The organism is Methanolacinia petrolearia DSM 11571, from assembly GCF_000147875.1.
GTDB lineage: Archaea > Halobacteriota > Methanomicrobia > Methanomicrobiales > Methanomicrobiaceae > Methanolacinia > Methanolacinia petrolearia.
This window is the reverse complement of sequence record NC_014507.1, coordinates 1,327,089-1,349,088: the sequence shown is the minus strand read 5'-3', so window position 1 is coordinate 1,349,088 and position 22,000 is coordinate 1,327,089. Positions and strand designations below refer to the sequence as shown.

The 22,000-nt window shown below is 46.5% G+C and carries 23 protein-coding genes and 1 tRNA gene; 6 read left to right on the top strand and 18 right to left on the bottom strand.

The annotated features are described in order from the left end of the window. Nucleotides 1–796: 796 nt before the first annotated feature. The 4 genes from MPET_RS06700 to MPET_RS15320 all read right to left on the bottom strand — a co-directional run bounded on the left by MPET_RS06700 (nt 797) and on the right by MPET_RS15320 (nt 4,782). Complete coding sequence (locus MPET_RS06700; protein WP_013329258.1) at nt 797–2,242, bottom strand: NEW3 domain-containing protein; 1,446 nt, start codon at nt 2,240–2,242, stop codon at nt 797–799. A gap of 2 nt (nt 2,243–2,244) precedes the next feature. Beyond that, nucleotides 2,245–3,348, bottom strand: a complete 1,104-nt coding sequence (locus tag MPET_RS06695) for an ABC transporter permease (RefSeq protein WP_013329257.1) — start codon at nt 3,346–3,348, stop codon at nt 2,245–2,247. A gap of 1 nt (nt 3,349) precedes the next feature. Further along, the gene (locus MPET_RS06690; protein WP_013329256.1) at nt 3,350–4,270 is read right to left on the bottom strand and encodes an ABC transporter ATP-binding protein; all 921 of its coding nucleotides are present in this window, start codon (nt 4,268–4,270) and stop codon (nt 3,350–3,352) included. Between the two features lie 287 nt (nt 4,271–4,557). Continuing rightward, nucleotides 4,558–4,782, bottom strand: a complete 225-nt coding sequence (locus MPET_RS15320; RefSeq protein ID WP_187287605.1) for a hypothetical protein — start codon at nt 4,780–4,782, stop codon at nt 4,558–4,560. Here MPET_RS15320 and MPET_RS06685 point away from each other — a divergent pair. The 3 genes from MPET_RS06685 to MPET_RS06675 are packed head-to-tail and all read left to right on the top strand — an operon-like array spanning nt 4,760 to nt 6,845. Next, nucleotides 4,760–6,250, top strand: a complete 1,491-nt coding sequence (locus MPET_RS06685; protein ID WP_013329255.1) for a methanogenesis marker 14 protein — start codon at nt 4,760–4,762, stop codon at nt 6,248–6,250. The genes MPET_RS15320 and MPET_RS06685 overlap by 23 nt on opposite strands. A 13-nt stretch (nt 6,251–6,263) precedes the next feature. Beyond that, nucleotides 6,264–6,518, top strand: a complete 255-nt coding sequence (locus MPET_RS06680; protein WP_013329254.1) for a hypothetical protein — start codon at nt 6,264–6,266, stop codon at nt 6,516–6,518. A 48-nt stretch (nt 6,519–6,566) separates the two neighbouring features. Beyond that, nucleotides 6,567–6,845 carry a hypothetical protein gene (locus tag MPET_RS06675; RefSeq protein ID WP_013329253.1) on the top strand — a complete coding sequence of 93 codons (279 nt, stop codon included), beginning with the start codon at nt 6,567–6,569 and terminating at the stop codon, nt 6,843–6,845. Here the strand turns inward: MPET_RS06675 and argF are convergent. From argF to MPET_RS06655, 4 genes are read right to left on the bottom strand one after another with little or no spacing between them, the layout of a single operon-like run. Continuing rightward, the gene (argF, locus tag MPET_RS06670) at nt 6,826–7,761 is read right to left on the bottom strand and encodes an ornithine carbamoyltransferase (RefSeq protein ID WP_013329252.1); all 936 of its coding nucleotides are present in this window, start codon (nt 7,759–7,761) and stop codon (nt 6,826–6,828) included. The genes MPET_RS06675 and argF overlap by 20 nt on opposite strands. Then, the gene (gene purD / locus MPET_RS06665; protein ID WP_013329251.1) at nt 7,758–9,050 is read right to left on the bottom strand and encodes a phosphoribosylamine--glycine ligase; all 1,293 of its coding nucleotides are present in this window, start codon (nt 9,048–9,050) and stop codon (nt 7,758–7,760) included. The genes argF and purD overlap by 4 nt, the downstream gene beginning before the upstream one ends. 25 nt (nt 9,051–9,075) lie before the next feature. After that, on the bottom strand, nt 9,076–9,594 hold the full coding sequence (gene pyrE, locus MPET_RS06660) for an orotate phosphoribosyltransferase (protein WP_013329250.1): 519 nt from the start codon (nt 9,592–9,594) through the stop codon (nt 9,076–9,078). After that, a complete protein-coding gene (locus MPET_RS06655; protein WP_013329249.1) occupies nt 9,588–10,079 on the bottom strand; it encodes a CDP-2,3-bis-(O-geranylgeranyl)-sn-glycerol synthase in 492 nt (163 codons plus the stop codon). Before MPET_RS06655 ends, pyrE begins: the two co-directional genes overlap by 7 nt. Before the next feature lie 190 nt (nt 10,080–10,269). On the opposite strand from MPET_RS06655, the gene tes reads away from it, so the two are divergent. After that, entirely contained in the window at nt 10,270–11,760 is a 1,491-nt protein-coding gene (gene tes / locus MPET_RS06650; RefSeq protein WP_013329248.1) for a tetraether lipid synthase Tes, read from the top strand. Nucleotides 11,761–11,769: 9 nt separating this feature from the next. Then, nucleotides 11,770–12,567, top strand: a complete 798-nt coding sequence (locus tag MPET_RS06645) for an ATP-grasp domain-containing protein (RefSeq protein WP_013329247.1) — start codon at nt 11,770–11,772, stop codon at nt 12,565–12,567. A 1-nt stretch (nt 12,568) separates the two neighbouring features. Here the strand turns inward: MPET_RS06645 and MPET_RS06640 are convergent, their stop codons facing one another. The 9 genes from MPET_RS06640 to MPET_RS06600 all read right to left on the bottom strand — a co-directional run bounded on the left by MPET_RS06640 (nt 12,569) and on the right by MPET_RS06600 (nt 19,249). Continuing rightward, a complete protein-coding gene (locus MPET_RS06640) occupies nt 12,569–12,865 on the bottom strand; it encodes a UPF0058 family protein (protein WP_013329246.1) in 297 nt (98 codons plus the stop codon). Nucleotides 12,866–12,923: 58 nt separating this feature from the next. Next, complete coding sequence (gene dnaG, locus MPET_RS06635) at nt 12,924–14,117, bottom strand: DNA primase DnaG (protein ID WP_013329245.1); 1,194 nt, start codon at nt 14,115–14,117, stop codon at nt 12,924–12,926. Between the two features lie 448 nt (nt 14,118–14,565). Then, nucleotides 14,566–14,883, bottom strand: a complete 318-nt coding sequence (locus MPET_RS06630) for a DUF167 domain-containing protein (protein ID WP_013329243.1) — start codon at nt 14,881–14,883, stop codon at nt 14,566–14,568. A gap of 207 nt (nt 14,884–15,090) precedes the next feature. Then, nucleotides 15,091–16,356: a dihydroorotase gene (pyrC, locus tag MPET_RS06625; RefSeq protein ID WP_013329242.1), complete on the bottom strand. Its 1,266-nt coding sequence runs from the start codon at nt 16,354–16,356 to the stop codon at nt 15,091–15,093. A gap of 55 nt (nt 16,357–16,411) precedes the next feature. Next, entirely contained in the window at nt 16,412–17,413 is a 1,002-nt protein-coding gene (hypE, locus tag MPET_RS06620) for a hydrogenase expression/formation protein HypE (RefSeq protein ID WP_013329241.1), read from the bottom strand. Next, a complete protein-coding gene (locus MPET_RS06615) occupies nt 17,400–17,747 on the bottom strand; it encodes a hydrogenase maturation nickel metallochaperone HypA/HybF (RefSeq protein ID WP_013329240.1) in 348 nt (115 codons plus the stop codon). Before MPET_RS06615 ends, hypE begins: the two co-directional genes overlap by 14 nt. After that, nucleotides 17,747–17,971 carry a HypC/HybG/HupF family hydrogenase formation chaperone gene (locus MPET_RS06610; protein ID WP_013329239.1) on the bottom strand — a complete coding sequence of 75 codons (225 nt, stop codon included), beginning with the start codon at nt 17,969–17,971 and terminating at the stop codon, nt 17,747–17,749. The genes MPET_RS06615 and MPET_RS06610 overlap by 1 nt, the downstream gene beginning before the upstream one ends. 48 nt (nt 17,972–18,019) lie before the next feature. Continuing rightward, nucleotides 18,020–18,103, bottom strand: a tRNA-Ser gene (locus MPET_RS06605). Between the two features lie 39 nt (nt 18,104–18,142). Continuing rightward, entirely contained in the window at nt 18,143–19,249 is a 1,107-nt protein-coding gene (locus tag MPET_RS06600) for a hypothetical protein (protein ID WP_013329238.1), read from the bottom strand. Between the two features lie 28 nt (nt 19,250–19,277). Here MPET_RS06600 and MPET_RS06595 point away from each other — a divergent pair, with 28 nt between their 5' ends. Then, the gene (locus MPET_RS06595) at nt 19,278–20,270 is read left to right on the top strand and encodes an archaeosine biosynthesis radical SAM protein RaSEA (protein WP_013329237.1); all 993 of its coding nucleotides are present in this window, start codon (nt 19,278–19,280) and stop codon (nt 20,268–20,270) included. A gap of 476 nt (nt 20,271–20,746) precedes the next feature. On the opposite strand, the gene MPET_RS06590 is transcribed toward MPET_RS06595, so the two are convergent. After that, entirely contained in the window at nt 20,747–21,973 is a 1,227-nt protein-coding gene (locus MPET_RS06590) for an ornithine cyclodeaminase (RefSeq protein WP_013329236.1), read from the bottom strand. Nucleotides 21,974–22,000 lie beyond the last annotated feature (27 nt).

Genomic DNA, 22,000 nt, shown 5'->3' with positions numbered 1-22,000 from the left:
GGGTATAAATATCGTCTGAAAAAAACAGGGTAAATACGTGCCGCTATATCGATACGATCCGGCCTTTAACCGGCTAAAAGTCCACAAATTGGCGATATTTATTTTGACCTCAAAAACACGCATAGAAAAGAGCGAAATAAGCCCGGATTATGGGTTTTCAGCCATACATTCTAATAGACAAAATAGACTCAATAGACAGGAGGGCCATACTCCAAAAAACTGCCATCTGGTTTTCATTGTAGAAAAGAGATGAATTGTAGTATCCCGAAATAATTTGACATCATCAATATATATTAAAACTGATGAGTCAAGCGACCTGGAAAAGGTATCTCTCGATCACGTCATTGGCAACCCCTCGCCGTGAGCCGCACAGCAGGCTCGCGGATCGGCCCCGACCTCGGGGCCTCTCATCATGATATGCCGCTCAGGGGATAGACGAGTATCCCCTGAGCGGAAAAACGCGGTAGGCTCATAATGCGTATGGAATATGTCAAAAAAACAAATTCAACAGCTTAGGGGACCCTTGCCGGTCCCCTGAGCGTGCCATGAGAGGGCTATCTTAAGGCAATGCCCCTGGGTAGGGGCCGTCCGGCGGACCTGACCGCCGGTGCCGGGGTTGCCCGAGCAAGGTATAGTAAGGTATGTGAGCAACACGACAGTGCCATGTATGTAATATCCGAACACATGTGAGGACGAGAAAATGCAAAGCAATTTCGGTAATTGTTTGCTGTCCCGAAATTATTTACCCACATGAAACAGCGAAGAGCCAAAAAAATTTGGTTCCGAAAGAATAATTCTATCTTCTCTCGTGCTTCCTGAAATAATAATATACCCCGAAACACGCTCCCGCAAGAAGCAGCACGCCGAATATTCCGACGAGCGAACTCTCGCTCACGATAATCTTAATCTCCTCGGTATCTTCCTCCTGGTCGGAGATTACTTTAACTGAGATCTTGTAATCCGATGCGGCTATGTTGGCCGGCGGAGTCACTTTAAGGTTAACCGTCGCCTTTTCACCTGGCTGGATAGACGGTATTGTTGTAGGTGTAGTCCGTACGTTCCATCCGTCAGGTGCCGAGACTTCGACTCTTACATTGGTCAGCGCTTCGCCGCTTCCCTTGTTCGATATCGTCATCGAAAGATCCGCGGTGTCACCTTTCGTTACTTCATAACGGTATTTTTCCGAAAATACCACCATGTTGCTGCTGCCTGTAATCTTTGCCTCGAGCTTTTCTTTATAACTGTAATCTGACGAATTTACAGAGATATTGAAGGAGTAATCTCCCTTCTCTACGGAATAAGGGGGAATGATCTCGAGGAAGACGGTTTTTTCGGAACCTGCATCGATATAGAGACTCGATGCGCTCTCGGTCGAATCCGCTGCAAGTTTATACCTGCCGTACCAGCCTGCAGGAAGGTCTTCGACGCTGAGATCAAATATATCGTCGCTCTTTCCGACATTCGATAACAGAATTTCATATACCGGTTTGTTTCCGATGGTTGCCGTCACAAGTGGGGATTTAACGTCTATGGTCAGCCCGTAGTTTTTCTTCTCTAGCATTATTGTCCCGGCATCGGTGGTATAGCCGCTTTTTATCACTATATCGTCCTTTTGAGAACCGATATAACCGCTGCTTTCGATATTAAGAATATAGTCCCCCTGTTCGACTTCGGTCCTGATCTGCCCGTCTGCTGTTGTAAGGACCTCTTTTACGATGTTATGCCTTCTTTCATCGACTATCTGTACAACGGCACCTTTGATATTTTCCCCCTGTTCGTCGACAACCGTAACCTTAAGAACGCCAGACTCTCCGGCATGTGTTTTTTCGATTTTGATATAAATCCACAGCCTTGCGTCGTCGATCCGGATTCTTATCGGATATGTATCGACAGGAGTGTCACCTGCCGTATCGACCTCCAGGGTGACTGTTAACTCCTCCCCTTTTCCCATTAAAACACGGTCTACTTTGTTTTCCCCCGAATAAAAAGCAAACTTCCAGTCATTTTCCCCTTTAAACGTATCCACATCGAGCATCTTGGGGTATGTGCCGTAGTTGTTCTTAATTTTCAGGTCGAACTTTACTGTTTCGCCGGCTTCAACGATCCTCCCGGGAAAATTGCATGTAATCTCTACATTGGGAGTTGCATTTCCTGATGCAAGAACCCCCTGCGGTAAGAGAAGCAGGATTAAAAATGCCGATATCAATAAACAGTTCAGCATTTTTTTAATAATTCCTGTCATTTTCACCTCACGTCAAGCCTCATGAAACGGATATATGCCGCCCCGAAGAATACCGCCGGGATTGCAATCAGGGCAACGAAGTTCCACAAGAGCTTCCCGAGAACATCCATAACACCGGTACTCTCTTCATCCGCAGGAGAATAGGAAGATCTCAGGAGGTCGTCAAGGCCGTTGCTCGAATATGTCAGTGTATTCATGATATCCTGGAAGTTGTTAGTCGGCGAAAGAAGGTTGACGAAGCCTGATATCATCTCTCTTTTACCCCAGTATTCCTCCATCTCCTCCATGTATTTCTGCCAGGCCTCATCTTCCGTTATATCCGTAACTCCATCACTGGTATCGGATTCTTCCTTGGCTATGGTCATCGTAACCGCCGTTCCCCCCGCACCATAGTTGAAGTCAACTAATCCTTCCGGGTATTCGGGCGCAGGTCCGACGATAAGGTCGGTCGTCGAACTCCAGACAAAAACCGGCAGGAGACTCGACAGGAAGACGAAGATGATCAGAGTATAAACAAGAGAATTGCCGCTGTCCTCTGCAACCGTGGACATGAACATTGAGATTGCGAAGTATGAAAAGATCATCAGAAATGCTGCGAGGCCGAAGAACACTATGTATATGAAATCATCGACCGAAGGCACTATACCGAAGATCAGCATGATGCCTGCTCCGATAATAAAAGTGACGAACAAGGCGAGCAGCAATGCGAGAATACCCCCTGCAGCTTTTCCGTTAATGACTTCATCGCGGTATATCGGGTGAGACAACAAAATTTTAAGCGATTTACTCTCCTTCTCCCTTGTAATCAGATCGAATCCCATTGCGATTCCGAGTATAGCGCCCAGAGACGCAAGAAGAGCCCCTACACTGTTGAAGATCGTCATTATCGACGGCTTGTACCAGTACGAAACCATCTCCGAATCCTCATCTACCACACTCATCTCATCATTGTAGCTGTCTATCTGCTGGTTATAATCGACGGAACCGGAAGCCATCCCTATGATTGTTACGACGAGGATGATCGAAAGGAACATCAGAAATTTTCTGCTGTGGGTATGATCCTGGAATTCCTTTTCAGTTATTGCAAAAAGTCCAACGGATTTCATATCAGCTGTTCACCTCGTTGTAGTACGAAAGGACGGCATCTTCCATTGTTATGGCATCCAGTGCGATCTCTCTCGGAACAATCCTGTTCTCGATCAGGATCCTGCCTATGTCGGTCCTGATATCGCATGAAGCAATGATCTTCGCCTTGGTCATCCCCCCGGAATAATCCACCCTGATGATATCATCATGAACAAGTTCCGGCATCCCGGATGCGGTCTCGACATTGATAATTATCTCGGGCAGACCGAGAAGATCCAAATTTCTTGCAAGTTCGTCCCAGGACCCGTCTTTTATTATCCTTCCCTTCTGCATGATCCCGACCCTCGAACAGACTTTGCTGACCTCCGAGAGAATATGCGAAGATACGAGAACTGTCTTATCCGAGCCCGAAATATTCCTGATGATCTTGCGGTAATCGGAAACTCCCTGCGGATCGAGATTTGCCGTCGGTTCGTCAAGAATTACCACATCGGGATCATTGATCAGTGCCTTAGCGATCCCCAGCCGCTGGCGCATTCCCTTCGAGTACCCGCCGACCTTCTTCTCGACACCGGATAATCCTACAAGGTCGAGGAGTTCGTCTGTCCTTGTCCTCCTCTCCTTTTCAGGAATATTGTATAGCTTGGAGAAAAATTCCAGGTTCTGTTCGGCCGAAAGATTGGGATAAAATCCGACATCTTCAGGCATATAGCCGATTCTTCTCTTAACTTCGATGGGATTTCTTGAGACTTCCGTCCCGTCGATATAGCATTCTCCCGAAGTCGGCTGAATAAGCCCGCACAGCATCAGGATAGTAGTACTTTTTCCCGCACCATTCGGGCCAAGAAGACCAAATACCTCTCCTTTCTCTATTTTGACGGAGAGGTTGTCTACGGCGTTAATTTTACCGTAGGTTTTGACCAGATTTTTAAATTCTATCATTTTCAATACCTTTGATTCTTAAAAATCCTGAAAATTGAACGGAAAATCTTCCAGGAAATATTATTGCGGTACTGCTGCCTGAAGCATTTTCCAATGGTGAAACGATGGTGTCTGTTTACTGGGGGATTGGGTCTGTATTGATTGTGAGTCGTAATTTGAGACGAACACAGGCAGCAATACTCAGATAGTATTTCATGAACGTGGCATTTATATGAAATAATTAAAAAAAATCAGTCATTTAACCGGGAAGTTAATTCATATATTATGATATAAATAAAAATTAGTCATTAAAATTCCAGCATAGAGTTGGAATCCTGATTTGCTGAACCGTCAATATTCTCCCCTGGCAGACCGGAAAGATTCCCTGGCAGACAAAATATTGCCGATATGATATCCTGAAAAACCGGTAAATCTGAAGTTCTGAGAGGAAAATCAGAACCTTTTGGAAAAAACAAAAGATTTAATCCTGAAAAAAATAATCGATTAGATATGTGTGCACTTTTTTCTTTCAAGAGAAAAACTCCCAATATCGTTGAAAGCCCCCCTCCCCCCGTGGTAGGGCAGGGGGCAGGGATGAGGGTTCCCGAATATCTCACGAAACCCTACTTTATTGTCGCATCTGTCGAAATGGGAAATACCACCACAAAATGCATACTGACCGGGACCAACCTTGAGACGGGCAGAACATATATTATCAATAAAACCGTCAGCATGAGCCGTGATGTCAGGCCTCCCAGACCTGGCGAAGAAGTATTCGGAGAGACACTCGTCGGAACTCCGATATCAAGGGAATCCGTAACCGAACTGGTCAGGGATACCCTGCTGCAATGCCACAAGGAAGCGAAACTGTCCGTGAAAGAGGATCTCGACTTTGTCGTAAGAAGTACGGGCGTTGTTGCTGCGATGGACAAACCCGAGCAGGTCGGCGATTTCGTCATCGCACTTGCAAATGGCTGCCTGGAGGCAGGCGTTCCCCCTAAAAAGATGACTCCTCCTATGAGCAAGGAGAACCTTCCCCCGAAACTCAGGGAGTTCAGTTTTGCGGACAAACTCACATTCTGCGGAACCGTTGCCGGTGTTTCGCCCCCTATAGGCTCTTCAGGTGTCGAGATGGTCGCAAACGAGATGGAGGGCGAACTTGCAATGGCGGGCATAAAGGAAGGAGCCAAATGGACGCCTGTCGATTTCAGAAACCCCTGCGTATCCATCGACTTCGGAACGACACTTGACGGGAGGATAACAAGCGATGTATCCCCTGACGATCCTTATCCCTTTGCAAAGACGATCGGAAATTTCTGCGGCCTTGCAGGAGCAATTCCCGATGCGATTATAAGAGGCACAGGCAAGGTCAAGGAAGGAACAGGAACTGCACTGGATCTCTTCGGGGATAAGAGCATCAAATCCTCGTTATCGCTGAAGAAGACGAAGACCGTATCCGAATACGAAGAGAGGATTCACGATCTTATAGACATCAGGATCGTTCCTCCCGACAGAACGAGATTCGGTAAAGTCCCGGTATGCGCCGACCTTGCCATGGAATCTGGAATTGCGATGATCGGGTGCGACTGCGGTAAAGATTTCAGCGGAGAAGAGGATTTAAAGGCACTCGGCGCAGAAATATATAAGAAACACGGCATCGGCCTGATGACGCAGGTCATCGATCACGTCTGCGCCGGGATGGCCCTTCGTCTTATCGATGTCGCAAATGAAAAAGGCCTTATCCTTCCCAATACATCCATAGGTTTTACGGGAAGGGCGGCCATTTCCGGCTTCAAGCCGACTTATATCATGAACGGCATCGAAGATAGAGGATTTTTCGAAGATCCATTCAAGCACGTGATCTTTGTCGATGATGGTCTTGCAAGAGGAGCCGCCCTTATGGGCCGCTGCATGTGCTCTCTCGGAAAACCGAAAGACCCGATCGGCGGTGTCAGGGGCGGGCCGTGCATCATGAGTCGCCGGATGAAGATAGGAAAGTAATGGAGTTATATTAATGAGCGAATCCGAAACAAGTGAAAAATTATATGATGTAATCGTACCTCCGGGAGTCCCGAGATCAATAATTGTCGATATCTCGAAGAAATTCGATGTCGAAGTAGTATCCCGCCAACGTCCGTTAAAATATGCAAACATGGACGGGGATGTCCGCAATCTTCTCGCCTTCAGGTGCAAAAAAGATGTCGCGATTCAGGTGCAGGATTACATGATGGCCGAACTAAATAAATTCATCGGTGAAGACGAAAGCTGAAGATCCGGATAATAAAAATCATATACAATTTTACAGAATATTTTTAACATGGTCTGGATAAAGTCTCTCGAAGGAAGCTACATCAACGTCGATAATATCCTCTCGATTACATTCGATAAAAAATGCAATTCCTTCGTAGCGGTTGTAGGATATAAAGATTCAAGACTGCAACACAAGATATTCCAGATGCGGGCCCTTGAAAGCATACTCGCAGGGGACAAACCGAAATCGAATAATGAAATAATTGAAGAGATGATCCTTCATATTGAAGGATCAAGATCCGGCAACGGAGAAAAGATAATCGATTTTATGAAACTGATTGACTGATATCGTCGCCCAATAATTTTGCAAGAAGGGCCTTTTGTGCGTGAAGCCTGTTTTCCGCCTGGTCCCAGACCCTGCTCATCGGGCCGTCGATAACTTCGTCGGAGATCTCCTCTCCCCTGTGAGCCGGAAGGCAGTGGAAGACAATCGAATCGCTGTCACAGCCGGCCAGGAGAGATTCGTCCACTCTGTATCCTTTAAATGCATTAACGCGAGCCTCTTTTTCATTCTCACGACCCATTGAGATCCAGGTATCGGTATAGATCACATCCGCTCCGCTTACGGCGTCCCGGGGATTATCGAAAAATTTCACATAGGCACCCGCTTTTTCAGCCAGTTCGATGTACTTCTCCTTCGGCCTGTATGCAGGCGGACTTGCTACATTTACCCTGTATCCTGTCAGGGCCGACGAGAGCATCAGGGAGTCGCAGACATTATTTCCATCTCCGATCCAGGCGATCGTAAGATCCTCCAGGTTATTTCCGAAATTTTCCCGCATCGTCATTATGTCGGCAAGAATCTGGCAGGGATGCTCCTCGTCCGAGAGGCCGTTGATGACAGGTATCGTCGAATGGAGGGCAAGTTCTTCAACAGTCCTGTGGCTGTACGACCTCATCATTATCGCCGAAAGATATCTCGAAAGGACTTTTGCCGTATCGGAGATCGTCTCGCCTCTTCCGAGCTGCATATCGTTCGGATTCAAAAACAGCGGGTGGCCGCCGAGTTCGAATATTCCGGTTTCAAATGAGATTCTTGTTCTGGTAGACGCCTTCTCGAATATCAGCCCGACAGATTTTTTATACAGGTACTCCGGGAAGATCCCGTTCTTCCTCTCGCCCTTAAGCTTATCCGCAAGGGCAAGTACTCCGGTAAGTTCTTCGCTGTTTAAATCCAGGATCGACAGGATGTCCTTTTTCATCTGATCTCCTTCATATGTGCGATTCTCTTTTGGAGGACTTCGTCGGTCCCGATATCCTTCCTGTATCTTACGGCGCCCCTGACCGATCCGGCGGCCTTCTCTGCAATAACTTCCGCCTCCTGCAGAGTTTCGGCCATCCCGACAAAGGCGAGAGTCCTTGAAGTCTGGGTATACAGGCGCCCGTCCTCTTCAAGCACATTTGCATAATACAGGTAGGCATCTCCCTGATCTTTAATGAAGAAGGGGTCCCCGGCAGTCGGGTTCTCGGGGTATCCTTCGGGAACGAGGTACTTGCATACAGTCGCCATCTTCCTGAATGTGACGTCACATTCATCCAGTGTTCCGTTCACCACAGCTTCCACGATCTCCGTGAAGTCGGAGGACAGCAGTGTCAGGACGTTCATCGCTTCGGGGTCGCCGAATCTCGCATTGAATTCGATAACCTTGGGGCCTTCGGATGTATTCATGAACTGGCCGTATAAAATTCCCTTATACACATGCCCCTCTTCTGCCATCATCGCCACCGTGTCCTTCATTATCTCAAGAGCACGTTGATAGTCATCGCCGGTGACGAATGGCAGCATGTGATCGGGCATCGAATATGAGCCCATGCCACCGGTGTTGGGTCCGACATCACCATTGAACGCCCTCTTGTGATCCTGGACGAGAGGCATCGGGACAAGATTTTTGCCGTCGACAAAGGCCATAAGGGTAAATTCCTCACCTATAAGGCGCTCTTCAAGAACAACGCCCCCGGAAAGGGTTCTTATATATTCTACGGCTCCTTCCTTATCGAAATGCTCCCCCATTATCTTTACACCCTTGCCCCCGGTAAGGCCGACGGGTTTAATGGCAAGATCTCCGTCATAATTCATGACGAAATCGCATGCATCATCCGTATTTTTAAATATCCTGTAGTGGGGACAGCCGGCAACACCGTGCTTCTCCATCATCTCCCTGCAGAAGCCCTTGTCGGTTTCAAGACGTGCGGCCGCTCTTCCCGGACCGAAACACCCGATCCCTTTCTCTTCGAGGGAATCCGCAATGCCTGCCTCAAGCGGTGCCTCGGGTCCGATTACCGCATACTGAGCCCCGACTGATTCGGCAAACCGGACTACAGACGAAACGTCCGTCTCTTTTGCGATCAAAATTCTTTCCGAAAGACTTTCTATACCCGGATTTCTCTTTGACATCACCGAATATATCTCTGCATCGCTGTTGCGGGATAATGCCGATACTATTGCATGTTCTCTTCCGCCGCCACCCACGACAAGTATTTTCATAACCATCTGTATCACCGCAAAAACAAAAAACCTAAGATTCTATATCAACAATTTCGGATGCCCTTACAAGTGCCGACAAAATGACGCCGGCGGACTTAAGCCGCTCGAACGCACCCTGCTCACGATCAACCACAGTTACAACCTCACTGATATCCGCATCATTCTCCCGGAGGGCATCGACTCCGAAGAGGACACTCCCTCCTGAAGTCGTCACGTCTTCGACGAGAAGTACCTTTTTATTTATGACATCACCGATAAGTTTACCGGATTTTCCATGATCCTTCTCCTCCTTCCTGATGATGCAGTATGGTTTGCCTGACGCAAGCGATACTGCAACTGCGATCGGGACAGCGCCCACCGCTACTCCGGCGACCACATCGAACTCATAATTCTCCGCAATCTCCCTGCCGATAATTGCAAGAAGTTCCGGATTTGTAGATGCAGTCTTCATATCGATATAGTAACTGCTTTTGGCACCGGATGCCAGGGTGAAATCACCAAACTCTATCGCACCGTATTTAATGAGAATATCCGCAATCCTGTTTACCATGGAACATCCTTTACTCCAATCATATAACCGATTATGTTTACACCCCTGTGAAGGAGCGGAGTTATTATCAGAATACATATTAAAACTGCAATTGTAATATGCTGAACGGCCCAGCCGTAGTCGAAGACGAACACAAGGAGCATGGAGCCTGCCACAAGATCATACTGGTCGGCGATAAGCCATTCCTCACCGCGTTTTTTGTCCAGCCTTCTTTTAAAGAAACTTTTGACAAGATCTCCGAGAAGTGCGCCGAGCGAGAGGAGAATAACGGAAAGAAGAGTCTGAATTGACCAGCCGAAGGTATTTTCGATAACTATCAGCAGTATACCAAATATAATTCCCGACAAAACACCACCTATAAAGCCTCTCCATGTCTTCCCCTCCCCGAATATGCGTCTCCCGTCGCTCCAGTTCCTTCCGCCGTCGATAGATCTTCCTCCTCCGAAGACCGCAGCAGCTGAGTTGGGTACATATGCAGGTATCATTATCCAGAATGCAAGAAGAAACGGATAAATTACACTCCATAAATCTAAATTGTCAGGCAACAATATGTCTAATAATTAAAGTATTAATAAAATATATAATGTATCAAAACAGTTGAAAAAATAACTTTAATGCATTATCAGTTCTCATAAATGAATTAAATAAGGATCAAGAAAAAATAAGTGAGTTACCATGGTGATCAAAAATACCAAAAGTCTCTGCCCGGAATGTGGTGCGGTTCTGCCGGCAGAAATTATTGAGGAAGACAATAAAATCTGGATCGTCAGGACTTGTCCGGAACATGGAACTTATAAAGCTCTATACTGGTCTGATGCCGGGATGTTCAGGCGTTATGATCAGTATGACAGCCCGGGGTCAGGTGTGGAAAATCCACAGGTAACGGCTTCCATAGAAGAATGTCCTACAGCCTGCGGAATTTGCAACAATCATAAATCCACAACCCTGCTTGCGAATATCGATCTTACGAACAGGTGCAACCTCAACTGCGACTTCTGTTTTGCAAACGCAAGGGCATGCGGTTTTGTCTACGAGCCTGACTTCGACCAGATCGTTGATATGCTCAGGGTGCTCCGGGATGAAAAACCATGCCCGACACCGGCAGTGCAGTTCTCCGGGGGAGAACCGACAATGCGCGACGATCTGGTCGAAATCATAAAAAAAGCACGTGAAATGGGTTTCAATCAGGTCCAGATGGCGACGAACGGAATAAAGCTTGCGCGTGATCCCGAATATGTGAAACAACTCAAAGATGCAGGCCTGTCGACGGTATACCTGCATTTTGACGGTGTAACAAAAGAGACCAACCCTTTCCTAAAACTAAGTAAAAAAGCCATAGAAAACTGTTCGGCATGCGGCCAGGGAGTTGTCCTTGTTCCCACCGTAATAAACGGCAAGAACGATCACGAAGTAGGGGCTATAATAAAATTCGCAGCCGAAAATAACGACGTCGTAAGGGGAATCAACTTCCAGCCTGTAGCATTTACAGGCGCTGCATCGGAAGATGATATTGAAAAGGAACGCGTCACAATCCCTGATCTCCTGCAGAGAATTGAAGAGCAGACCGGCGGCGTAATGAAAAAGGAATATTTTTACCCGGTTCCGTCGGTTGTTCCGATCTCGGAGCTCATAGAAAAATATACAGGAAAACCGCAGATCACCTTCACGGCTCACCAGCACTGCGGTGCAGCGACATATGCCTTTGTGACAGATGAAGGTCTGGTTCCGATCAATAAGATGATCGATGTGGATACTTTCTTTGAAGTCATGAATAATATGTCGCATAAGATCGATGATCCTTCGGTAATCAACAAGTACATGACACTGGTCGAGGGCCTTAAGGGAGTTCACTCTTCACTGAAGAAAGGGGAATATTCGAATTCCACGCAGTTCTGGAAGATGCTCTATCATGCACTTATAAAACATGATTTCGAGGCATTGAAGGAATTCCACTGGAACGCTCTGTTTATCGGCACAATGCACTTTATGGACAATTATAATTATGATGTAAGCCGCGTCCAGAGGTGCTGTATCCATTATGCAACCCCGGACGGCCGCCTGATTCCGTTCTGCACATATAACTCCGGCCCCGTATTCAGGGAAAAGGTCTGGAGAAAATACGGGAAAGACATAACAGAACTTGATCCAATAGATAATTTAGAATAAACTTTTTTTATGATATATATAATTAAGAAACCGACGGATACGCCTGATGACAATTCTACGGGAATGGTCGTTTCCGCACTTGATAAGCGTAATGCTCCCTGGAAATACCTGGATCTTGATAAAATTAATCCTTTTAATCCGGGAATCGAGGATGAACTGATCTGGGTCTGTGGCATCCGCCAGGACGGCGTTCATTTTGAAGCGTTGTCGGTTCTCGGACTATCGAACGCTGTCGTCAACAGTCCCGAGTCCATAGCGACGTGCGCAAGCAAGGTCCAGACAACCGCGAGGCTAATCAAAGCTGGTGTTCCGACGCCCGAAACGATCTTCACCAATTCACAGGAACATGTAGAGACTTTTCTTGAGAAGCACGGGAAAGTGGTCTATAAACCGGTATACGGGTTCGACGGGAATGGAATATACCCGATGACAAATATCAGCGAACTAGGTGAGAGCCCGTATTACATTCAGGAATTCATTAAGAACAACTGCGATTACCGTGTTTTTGTCATTGAAGGGGAAGCTGTCGGGGCAATAAGAAGAAGTTCGGATACATTTGCGCACAACATACACCAGGGAGGACTTGGAGAGGCGGTTGCCGAGATCCCCGATAACATGGCGGAGATATCATCAAGAGCGGCAAATGCAGTGAATATCGATTACTGCGGGGTGGATCTCTTACCGTGGGAGGATTCGTATCTCGTCCTCGAGGTTAACGGAACGCCTAACTGGCACTGCATGAGTGCCCCGATTCCAGAATATATTGCAGGATATCTGGTTGAAAAAGAAAAATCACTTAAAGCCTGAATCAGTATTTTTCATCAGGCATTTCATCGATCTCTTTCTCTGTTCTCCGGGCAAGTTCGCTCATACGTGCCGCGATTCTCTTTGATGCGGAGGGCTCGACGTCTTTCATGGCTTCCGCGATCTCCTCCCCGAGGACAAATATCGCATGTTTGTGCTCCATCTTGCTTTTGTGTACCTGGTTGGGATTTATCTTCAGTGAATTGTAATGTTCAAAAGATAAATTAGGGTTCTCACTTTCCAGATTTTCCTTGATAGTAAACATAAACTGATGGAGGGCAATTAACTCTTCCTTATGCATAAAGACCACACTCTGACAACTGTTTAAAAAGTTATAGTAATATTGTCCCTCAAACCATTTAAGGTATCTTCAGCAGCCTGATATTCACCGGCTTTTTGATTATTCCCCGAAAATCGGGAGCAGCGATGAAGTTTATCTTTTTAGCGGAAGCCATGTCGATTATCACCTGGTTTACGGTCTGGTCCGTGATTAATCCATATGTGGATGAATTTACTTTCTTCAGGCCGGCTTCGACATCTGAAAAAGGGACCTCTCCGGTTGTTTGATAATCATCCGAAAGGAACCTCACAAGATTTTCCCCGTGCAGCTCTTCCATATGCCTGAGGAGAGTCTTGTCAACAGCGACAGCTTCTGATTCCAATTCTGACGCTTCGGGTTTTAAAGCCCCTTCTTCAATGGAATGGACGTACGATTCGATATTGACAGTCCCTCCTGCATCGGTTATGAGTTCGGCAGGAACCTTATTTCTCATGGCTTTTATGATCTCTTTTCGGGACATATCCTCTACGCTTCTGCCCCTCGGGCAGATGGCTACAAAGTCGATCTCTGCGACCTGCAGCAGTTCTTTTAAGATCATATCTCCGCCGCGATCCCCGTCGGGAAAGGCAGTCGCGGTTTTCTGCTCGCATAAACGGCTGATAATTCCCGGGACCTTCGTTCCCTCCACGGCAATGGCGTTCTTTATGCCATAACGGAGTAGATTAATAACGTCGGCCCTTCCCTCTACGATAATAATCGCATCGGAGCTCTCAACATTCGGGCCGGCAGGAAGTTTTTCGTCCCCGATCTCTACTATTTTTTCTATACGTGCATATTCCCTGACCTGATCGAGTATCTCGTTCGTATCGATAATTCCTTCTTCAAAGGATTCGATCAATATCTCCTTGGCCCTTCCGACGATGTGCTTCCTTTTTGAGATCCTGATATCCTCTATCTTCTTTACATTGAAGCGCCCGCTGCACGGACCTACCCGCTCTATCGTCTCAAGGGAAGCGGCCAGCACTGCTGTTTCCGCCTTATCGAGCGAGGACGAGATTAGAATCTCTCCCTTCGTTTCGCCTTTTTTACTTTCGCTTGCTACATCGATTCTTCCGATTCTTCCTGATCTCTGGAGATCACGCAGGTCCATGTCCTCGCCGAGAAGTCCTTCGGTTTGCCCGAATATGGCTCCGATTATATCGGACTTCTCGACCACCCCCTCGATCTCAAATTTAAGGTGAACCTGATATTTTGTCGTTTCAGGTATGTACAATAATAATTCCTCCTGTAATGCTGTAATGCTGTGAATATTCCAAATACGTGAAATGTGAAATTCATGAAGCAATTCACAAATATTACTTAAAATTATTTAAATTGTCTTATGATCTGAAAGACTGTCGCCTCAATCGATTCCCCGAAGGCGACCTTTGGTTACTTCATTCACTTAACTAAATTGCATTTAATCCCGGCCGAGGCTACCCGGAGGGTAGCGTCCAGGTCGGGTTATCACGATCAAGCAAATTTCGCAGAAATTTGCGCTCGGGCTGCCCCGAATGGGCTTATGCCCTAATCAAATAAGTATTCAGGGAGGGGGAAAACATCCCCCTCCCTATGATCCTCCCCCTCGTCGCGATAGGTCGCCTCGGGATGGACAAGCATCCCTCCGGCTCCAGTACGCTATAGCTGAACTATCTGAAAATATCAAAAAATCCAAAAACAAATTATTCCCCAAGATCCCCCAAAAGCCTCTCCAAAGCATCTTCCAAAGAAACACCAGAGATCTTTATCTTCTTCTGACCGGATATAGCACCGGAGACAATCACCACATCGCTTTTTTTAACCGAAAAATAATCCGCTATCGTCTTTATGATCTCGGCGTTCGCCTTACCTTCGGTCGCGGGTGATTTAATCCGGCATTCGATCGCATTTCGCCATTCGTTGTATCCTGCAGGAAAGACTGTTTTTTTGCTCCCGGGAGAAACATCAAGGCTGATCTGGACATCGTCGCCTGACTGTAAAAGAGCATCCCTGTAATTCATATGTCTATCTAGGAATGAGTATCGCCCGGCATTTAACAAAATCGGATCACAAGTGGCATCTCGCCGTTCTTCACCATTTAAACCCTAACGCCGGGCTTTGATGTCTGTAGCGATTCCGGGTTGTCCCATGGCTCACATTAGGGCTTTAGTCCTGTAATCACCCGGGGACCTATATGAATCGCAATTGTCGACAGTATACATTGAAGTTTATTCTATATATCCGTCTCCAGGAATCCACCGGGGATTCCCCCTGAAGAATTCCCCATCCGAATAAACTACATCTCCACCGAGAATTGTTTTCTCCGGGAATACACCTTCCATCCCTTCGTAAGGAGTCCACCCTGCAAGGCTGTGAAGTCTTTCCGGATCGATAATCTCTGCGGTCTTCGGGTATATGGTAAAATCTCCACGCATTCCCGGTTCAAACCCGGCGCAATTCATATGAAGAATCCGTGCAGGATTGACTGTTGTTTTATCGATGAGCGACTGGATAGAGATCTTCTTCCTGTACACAAGCGCAAGGAAAAGAGGGATCATCGTCCCGACACCCGGAATGCCGGACGGAGCGCAGGAGAACTCAGCCGACTTATCGGCAATAGTATGGGGAGCATGATCCGATGCAAGGACATCTATCCGGTCCCAGTATCTCCAGAGTTCATGCCTTGTCTCTTCATCCCTTACCGGGGGATTTACTTTTGCAAAGGTATCTAGATCATCAAACATCCCGGTTGAGAGCAGAAGATGATGAGGCATCACCTCAAATGTATTCTTTCCTGATACGAGATTCACGGATTCCGGGCAGGAAAGATGGCAGAAATGAAGCCTCAGGTTTTCGGGAGCAATTTCGATTACTTTTGAGACCTCAAGCGCCTCGCCTTCAGGTGACCTCAATCTGTTATGTGCGGAAAGAGAGTCATCAATACCTTCAGTGACAGTTTCGGCATGAACGGTTGCAAGGCCGCCGATCTTTTCGATCTCCCGGAACGCCTGCCTCAGGAATTTTTCAGGAACTCCCTCGCCATAACTTGACGGTGCGGCAAATATTTCCCCGAAGGCCGCCGCACCTGCACGATGCATTCCGGGAAGGTCCGCACCCTCCATAACACTGGCATTGATGGAAAAATTACAGAATGCCTGTTCCTTCGCCTCGGCAAGTCTGGATTCAAATGAAAAGGCATCCGTCACAGGAGGAATGCAGTTCGGCTGATCAACAACATGAGTAACACCTCCGGCAAGAGCGCTCTTCGTACCCGTCTCCCAAGTCTCCTTCGAACTCTGTTCTTTTCCGCCCCTCATATGGACATGCATGTCTATGGCGCCCGGAAGAACACACAGTCCTTTACAATCGATGATCTCTCCCGCCCGTCCTGAGGAACCGGAATGGACTACAATCCCGTCTTTTATTGAAATATCAACTACAATACCTGACGGAACAGAGACATTTTTCAGGATTAGATCGCAATAACCGGACATAAAACGAACTCAGAAGATGATATTCATCATTAAAAATAAAACTGGCGATCGGTCTTCAGCAGACCCTCGGGACAGGATCGCCTATCGGGGGTTCGATAAATCTTTCGCCGCCGATAGAAGTCTCCATAATAACCGAGCTCCCTTCGACCACATAACCGATAATTGCTGCATCCTGCCCGTATTTCGACCTGCGGATCGCCGCAAGTATCTCTTCGGCATCGTTCGCCGCAACGCCCATGATCACCTTTCCCTCATTTGCGACATCAAGTGGGTTTATACCAAGAAGTTCGGATGCGCTTGCAACGGACCTTCTCACCGGAAGATCCTCTTCCCTGATCCTTACCTGGACACCCGATTTTTCAGCCATCTCGTTGATCGCGTTAGAAAAACCCCCGCGTGTCGGATCCTTCATTGCATGTACATCGCCTGCGGCCATTGCATTCTCGACGATATTCCACACAGGCGCAACATCGGAGTGTATCTGCTCGCCGAGATCGAAACCTTCTCTTGCCGTAAGAATCGCCAGCCCGTGATCACCGAGAGTTCCACTTGATATAATCACATCACCGGGTTTAAGACCGCAATCCCTCACGGGTTTTTCAGTAATACCGATTCCGGCAGTATTTATTGCGATACCGTCGAGTGCACCTCTTTCAAGAACCTTGGTGTCCCCTGTGACAATAGATGCCCCACATTCACCAAGGGCTTCATCCATCGATTTCACGATCCTTTCAAGCTGCGGGATCTCAAAGCCCTCCTCGATTATCATTGCGCATGTCAGGGCTATGGGCTTCGCACCCATCATTGCAAGATCATTAGCGGTCCCGCATACGGCAATCCTCCCGATATCTCCCCCGGGGAAAAAAAGAGGCCTTACAACATGGGAATCTGTAGTAAGAACAATATTCGAACCGTTGATCGGAATTACAGCTCCGTCGTCGAGGGCTTCAAGGCCAATACCTCCGGCATTATTATGAGTGTATGCAGTCAAAGTCTTTCCAAGGAGTTCGGCAAAAATCGCACCGCCGGCTCCGTGCATCAGGTCAATCGTCTTCATCCTCAACCTCTATCTCAATATTTGTAACCAGAATCTCCATACCTTCTTTAACAACAGGAAGTTTCCCGCAATCAGGACATACGAATCTTTCGTTTCCGGAATAACCGCATTCACATTCACTTTTAACGGGAATATTTGTACATTCTATTTTACAGTCCTTAAAAAGAGATTCCTCTTCGCACATCGTTTCGAAGAGGAAGATAACCTGTTCGGGATTTATCATCGTCAGTTCGCCCACACCGACGTGAACCTTCTTTATTTTTGTTGCAAAATTGTCTTCCGCTGCCCTTTTTGCAGTTGCATATATATCATATGCAATGGAGTACTCGTGCATTATTCCTCCATTGCAGCGTATACTTCCTTAAAGACCTGTCTTGTCTGTAAAGCCTCTTCACGGCTTAATTTTTGGATTGCGAAGCCTACGTGAACAAGGACGAATTCTCCAACCTCAACATCGACAAGATCAATGCGAACCTCCTGTTGAAGATCACCATAGTCAACTAAAGCCACATTGCCATCTTTTATCTCCAGCACTTCTGCAGGTATAGCAATACACATAATAGAAATCCTCCTCTATGAGGAATAATTGTTCTTATTCTGGCAAAACGCCGAGAGAGAGATTTGAACTCCCGAGGTGCGGACACCAGTGGCTTTCAAGGCCACCGCCTTCCCGGACTAGACTATCTCGGCCCTCATATTAATTAAATCTACGAATTAAAAAATGTGGCGTTATTGCCTTTTAATGGCAAAGCCCGCGACCACAAATGCAATACATGCTGAAATTAAAGATATCCACATTTCAGGGCCGCTCTGCTGGTTATTCTCGTTTTCCAGATTACTAAAAATTTCTTCTGCATCGCTTGACACCTTAATCGATGATGCTCCATCCGCATACAAAGTCACGTACCCGCTTTCCGATTCGTCTGCAGGATAAACCTTCACATAAACCTTGCCGCCCTCAACAGGGATTGTGACTTTTTCAGCCGAATTGTCATTATGCTGATCCACTGTAAATTCAGCGAGATCTTCTCCTACATAACATACAACCCAGTTCTTTCCGGATGACGTGTATATTTCAAGAATCCCCGGTTCAGTTTCTACCGTAAAATATGCAGGAGAACTGAACGATGAAAATGCCTGCCCCTGCATTATTGATCCGGTTCCTGTCGAAGATGTATTTGATGAAGTCGTAGACTGCGGCGTCATTACACCCGGGGTCACTTCAAAGGTTACCATCGCTATGAGGCCGTTGTTGTCATAGAATGAAGCTTCAAAGGTTCCTTCGGTCTCGATAGGGACGGATTCACTAAAATATCCCGATGAATCAGTACTTATCCACTGTTTCGGGTATACTATTCCATAAGGACCTTCCACGAGCAGCTGCACACCTGTATCGCCGCGTGTTGCGCATTTCCCGGATATTTTAAGATATCCGTTATACTGTTGCTCGGAAGATGATGTTATCACGATCTCCGAAGAACGATCAACGATCTCAAACATCTGGTATATGGTTGAACTGGAGCCGAGATCCGCTGAATATTCGGTAGGAACCTCTATCTTATAAGTACCTGCACTAAGATCCGAGGTTTCAAAATTTGTACTCCAGTATCCTCCGTCCTGGATTGTTATTGAATTCCGTTCTAATTCTTTAATAGTTCCTTTCTGCTGGTACAGAGCAAGCTGCATCGTAGTTCCGGCCGGCAGGCTGCTGGAGCCTTCAATATAAATATCTTCACCCTTATATATCGTGGAAGGCACTTCGAAGATGAAAGTATATGCCGACGCCGATGCTATTAATGCTGCAACGAACAGCAGGACAAAGGCGATCCTTTTCATATCTAAAAATCAATCACTATAGCATTAAATGATATTGGATCACCAGGAAAAACCACTTGCAAGCTGGACGGGAAAAGACAGGATCGATGGTAAAATTATCGATTGTCTGACGATTATTTTCAAAACGGGAGGATGTTCATGGAACCGCTGCCTGATGTGCGGATATAAATTTGAAAGGCACGACCACAAAGATCCATTGTTCCTGAAGAACAGCATTATAAGTCAGCTTAACTGGATCAGCAATAATTATGAGACGGGTAAATTCAGGCTGATCAAAATATTCACTTCAGGTAGTTTTCTCGATCCCGTTGAAGTCCCTGAAGACGCCAGGAATGAGATACTGGTCAGGTTCAGTGATAAGATCGTAATCTTCGAAACGCGTCCGGAATATGTGAATGATAAAGTTCTTGACGAAGTCGCGAATTTAATGAAACAGAATGAACCGGGCAGGAATTTTTATATCTCGATGGGGCTTGAAACCACCAACGATAAAATAAGAGAGAAATGCATAGACAAAGGCAACACTTTTAATGATTTCAGAAATGCTGCAGAAATCACAAAAAAATATGGGGCAGGAGTGAAGACATATCTCATGATGAAACCTCTTTTCCTGTCGGAAAAAGAGGCCATAGAGGATATGAAAAAGTCTATATTGGAATCTGCACCGTATTCAGATTTGATCTCCATGAATGTGTGCACTGTCCAGAGCAAAACCGAGGTGGAATACTACTGGAAAAGAGGAGCATACAGGCCGGCATATTTATGGAGTGTCATTGATGTCCTTCTCAATACCGATTGCGGAATTCACGTAACATGCGATCCGGTGGGCGGCGGAAAGAAACGCGGCCCTCATAATTGCGGTGCCTGCGATTATGACCTGGTGGATGCAATCAATAACTATTCACTGAATGCAGACAGGGAATACCTAAAGGCCCATTTCGAAACTGACTGCAAATGCAAAAATGAATGGAAATTTATACTTGAGAACGAGAGACCTTACGGGATGCCCCTTACCAGTTAATTTTTGAATTTTTGTTGATCGGCAAATATAACAAATTAAAAGAGATTATTTTTGGCTCTTCGTTAATCTGTGTGGGTATAATAGCAAGTATCACAACTTTTGACAACCCCTCGCCGCGAACCGCACAGCAGGTTCGCGGATCGGCCCCGACCTCGGGGCCTCTCAATTGTGAAAGGCCGCACAGGGGATAGACAAGTATCCCCTGAGCGACGAGATGCGGTAAAATCATAGTGTGTACGGGACGGAATATGTTAAAAGACACAGCTTAGGGGACCCTCGCCGGTCCCCTGAGCGTGCCGTGAGAGGGCTATCTTAAGGCAAGGCCCCTAGGCAGGGGCCGTCCACCGGCCTTTGGCCGGTGGTGTCCGGGGTTGCCTGAGAAATATATGAAACAGCAAAGAGCCAGAAAGCTTGCGGGAATCAGGACAAGGGATTTATGTATCCTGATCCAGATTTTTATAACAAATTAAAAAAAATTATTTTTTAAGTTCTCTCAATTTTTCCGCAAGCAGCGGGAGGAATGTTCCCGCGTCGCTTACGACACCTATGGCCTGCGAAGATCCCCTGTCATTGAGTTTTGTAACCGAAGCCGGATTAATATCCACGCATATTGTCTTTACATATGACGGCAGGCAGTTGCCGACAGCAACCGAATGAAGGAGTGTTCCTATCATCAGCACCATATCCAGATTCCGGATATATTTACGCATCTCCTCCTGAGCTTCGATCACGTCTGTAATTACATCAGGAAGCGGACCGTCATCGCGTATCGACCCGGCGAGAACGAACGGGACATTGTTCTTAATACATTCATACATAATTCCTTTTTTGATTATGCCTTTATCTACCGCCTGCTTTATCGATCCCGCCCTGATAACCTCGCTTATTGCATATATATGATTTTTATGACCGCCTGTTGTAAGTTTTCCCGAATCGAGTTCCATACCCAGCGATGTTCCAAATAGATTGTATTCGATATCATGCGTGGCAAGAGCGTTTCCAGCGAATAATACATCGATGTAGCCCTCCCTGATAATCTCCGCCAGTGCAGGCGCTGCTCTGGTGTGGATGATCGCCGGACCGCCGACAAGCCCGATCTTTGAGCCTTTCTCTTTCATTTCGATCATCTGGGCAGCTATTTTGGAGATAATCGTTTCACTCGGCCGCTCAGATGACACCGTATTCTGCATAAATTCGAATATATTGACCTTACGGGGCCTTTCAGGCGGTACTATACGTACTCCTTTCTCTCCGATGACCACATAGTCCCCTTTTTTCAAATTTGAAAGAGGTGTACAAAAAGCCCTGCGGCTATCTTTATCGAGAACTATAAGGCAGTCCATCTCTATGTTTTCGACTTCAATCCATTTGCCGTTGTAATTTACAAATGTCGGATGGTTCGTAGTCGAGTAAAATCCCTTAGGGACAATCTTGTCTCCTTCGGCGGGTTCGCATACAAGCGATTCAACCTCCGGCATCTTTGCACCGAGACGATGGAGTGCACTAAGAATCTCATCAAGCTGAATCTGATCAGGGGCGGAAATCAACAGTCTTGCATAACTTACATCCTGCTTTTTCTTGCCGATTTCGAAGTTCATTACTTCAAAATTACCGCCCATGTCGAGAACTTTATCAAAAACCCGGGTCATTATTCCGGAATCGATAATATGACCTTCAAGTTCTATTTCCCTGGACGATTCCATATCATAATTATTGGGCTTCCAATGACA

Coding starts and splice junctions, on each gene's coding strand:
- MPET_RS06700 (WP_013329258.1), bottom strand. CDS start 2,242: ATGACAGGAATTATTAAAAAAATGCTGAACTGTTTATTGATATCGGCA.
- MPET_RS06695 (WP_013329257.1), bottom strand. CDS start 3,348: ATGAAATCCGTTGGACTTTTTGCAATAACTGAAAAGGAATTCCAGGAT.
- MPET_RS06690 (WP_013329256.1), bottom strand. CDS start 4,270: ATGATAGAATTTAAAAATCTGGTCAAAACCTACGGTAAAATTAACGCC.
- MPET_RS06685 (WP_013329255.1), top strand. CDS start 4,760: ATGTGTGCACTTTTTTCTTTCAAGAGAAAAACTCCCAATATCGTTGAA.
- MPET_RS06680 (WP_013329254.1), top strand. CDS start 6,264: ATGAGCGAATCCGAAACAAGTGAAAAATTATATGATGTAATCGTACCT.
- MPET_RS06675 (WP_013329253.1), top strand. CDS start 6,567: ATGGTCTGGATAAAGTCTCTCGAAGGAAGCTACATCAACGTCGATAAT.
- argF (WP_013329252.1), bottom strand. CDS start 7,761: ATGAAAAAGGACATCCTGTCGATCCTGGATTTAAACAGCGAAGAACTT.
- purD (WP_013329251.1), bottom strand. CDS start 9,050: ATGGTTATGAAAATACTTGTCGTGGGTGGCGGCGGAAGAGAACATGCA.
- pyrE (WP_013329250.1), bottom strand. CDS start 9,594: ATGGTAAACAGGATTGCGGATATTCTCATTAAATACGGTGCGATAGAG.
- MPET_RS06655 (WP_013329249.1), bottom strand. CDS start 10,079: ATGATACCTGCATATGTACCCAACTCAGCTGCTGCGGTCTTCGGAGGA.
- tes (WP_013329248.1), top strand. CDS start 10,270: ATGGTGATCAAAAATACCAAAAGTCTCTGCCCGGAATGTGGTGCGGTT.
- MPET_RS06645 (WP_013329247.1), top strand. CDS start 11,770: ATGATATATATAATTAAGAAACCGACGGATACGCCTGATGACAATTCT.
- MPET_RS06640 (WP_013329246.1), bottom strand. CDS start 12,865: ATGCATAAGGAAGAGTTAATTGCCCTCCATCAGTTTATGTTTACTATC.
- MPET_RS06630 (WP_013329243.1), bottom strand. CDS start 14,883: ATGAATTACAGGGATGCTCTTTTACAGTCAGGCGACGATGTCCAGATC.
- pyrC (WP_013329242.1), bottom strand. CDS start 16,356: ATGTCCGGTTATTGCGATCTAATCCTGAAAAATGTCTCTGTTCCGTCA.
- hypE (WP_013329241.1), bottom strand. CDS start 17,413: ATGAAGACGATTGACCTGATGCACGGAGCCGGCGGTGCGATTTTTGCC.
- MPET_RS06615 (WP_013329240.1), bottom strand. CDS start 17,747: ATGCACGAGTACTCCATTGCATATGATATATATGCAACTGCAAAAAGG.
- MPET_RS06610 (WP_013329239.1), bottom strand. CDS start 17,971: ATGTGTATTGCTATACCTGCAGAAGTGCTGGAGATAAAAGATGGCAAT.
- MPET_RS06600 (WP_013329238.1), bottom strand. CDS start 19,249: ATGAAAAGGATCGCCTTTGTCCTGCTGTTCGTTGCAGCATTAATAGCA.
- MPET_RS06595 (WP_013329237.1), top strand. CDS start 19,278: ATGATATTGGATCACCAGGAAAAACCACTTGCAAGCTGGACGGGAAAA.
- MPET_RS06590 (WP_013329236.1), bottom strand. CDS start 21,973: ATGGAATCGTCCAGGGAAATAGAACTTGAAGGTCATATTATCGATTCC.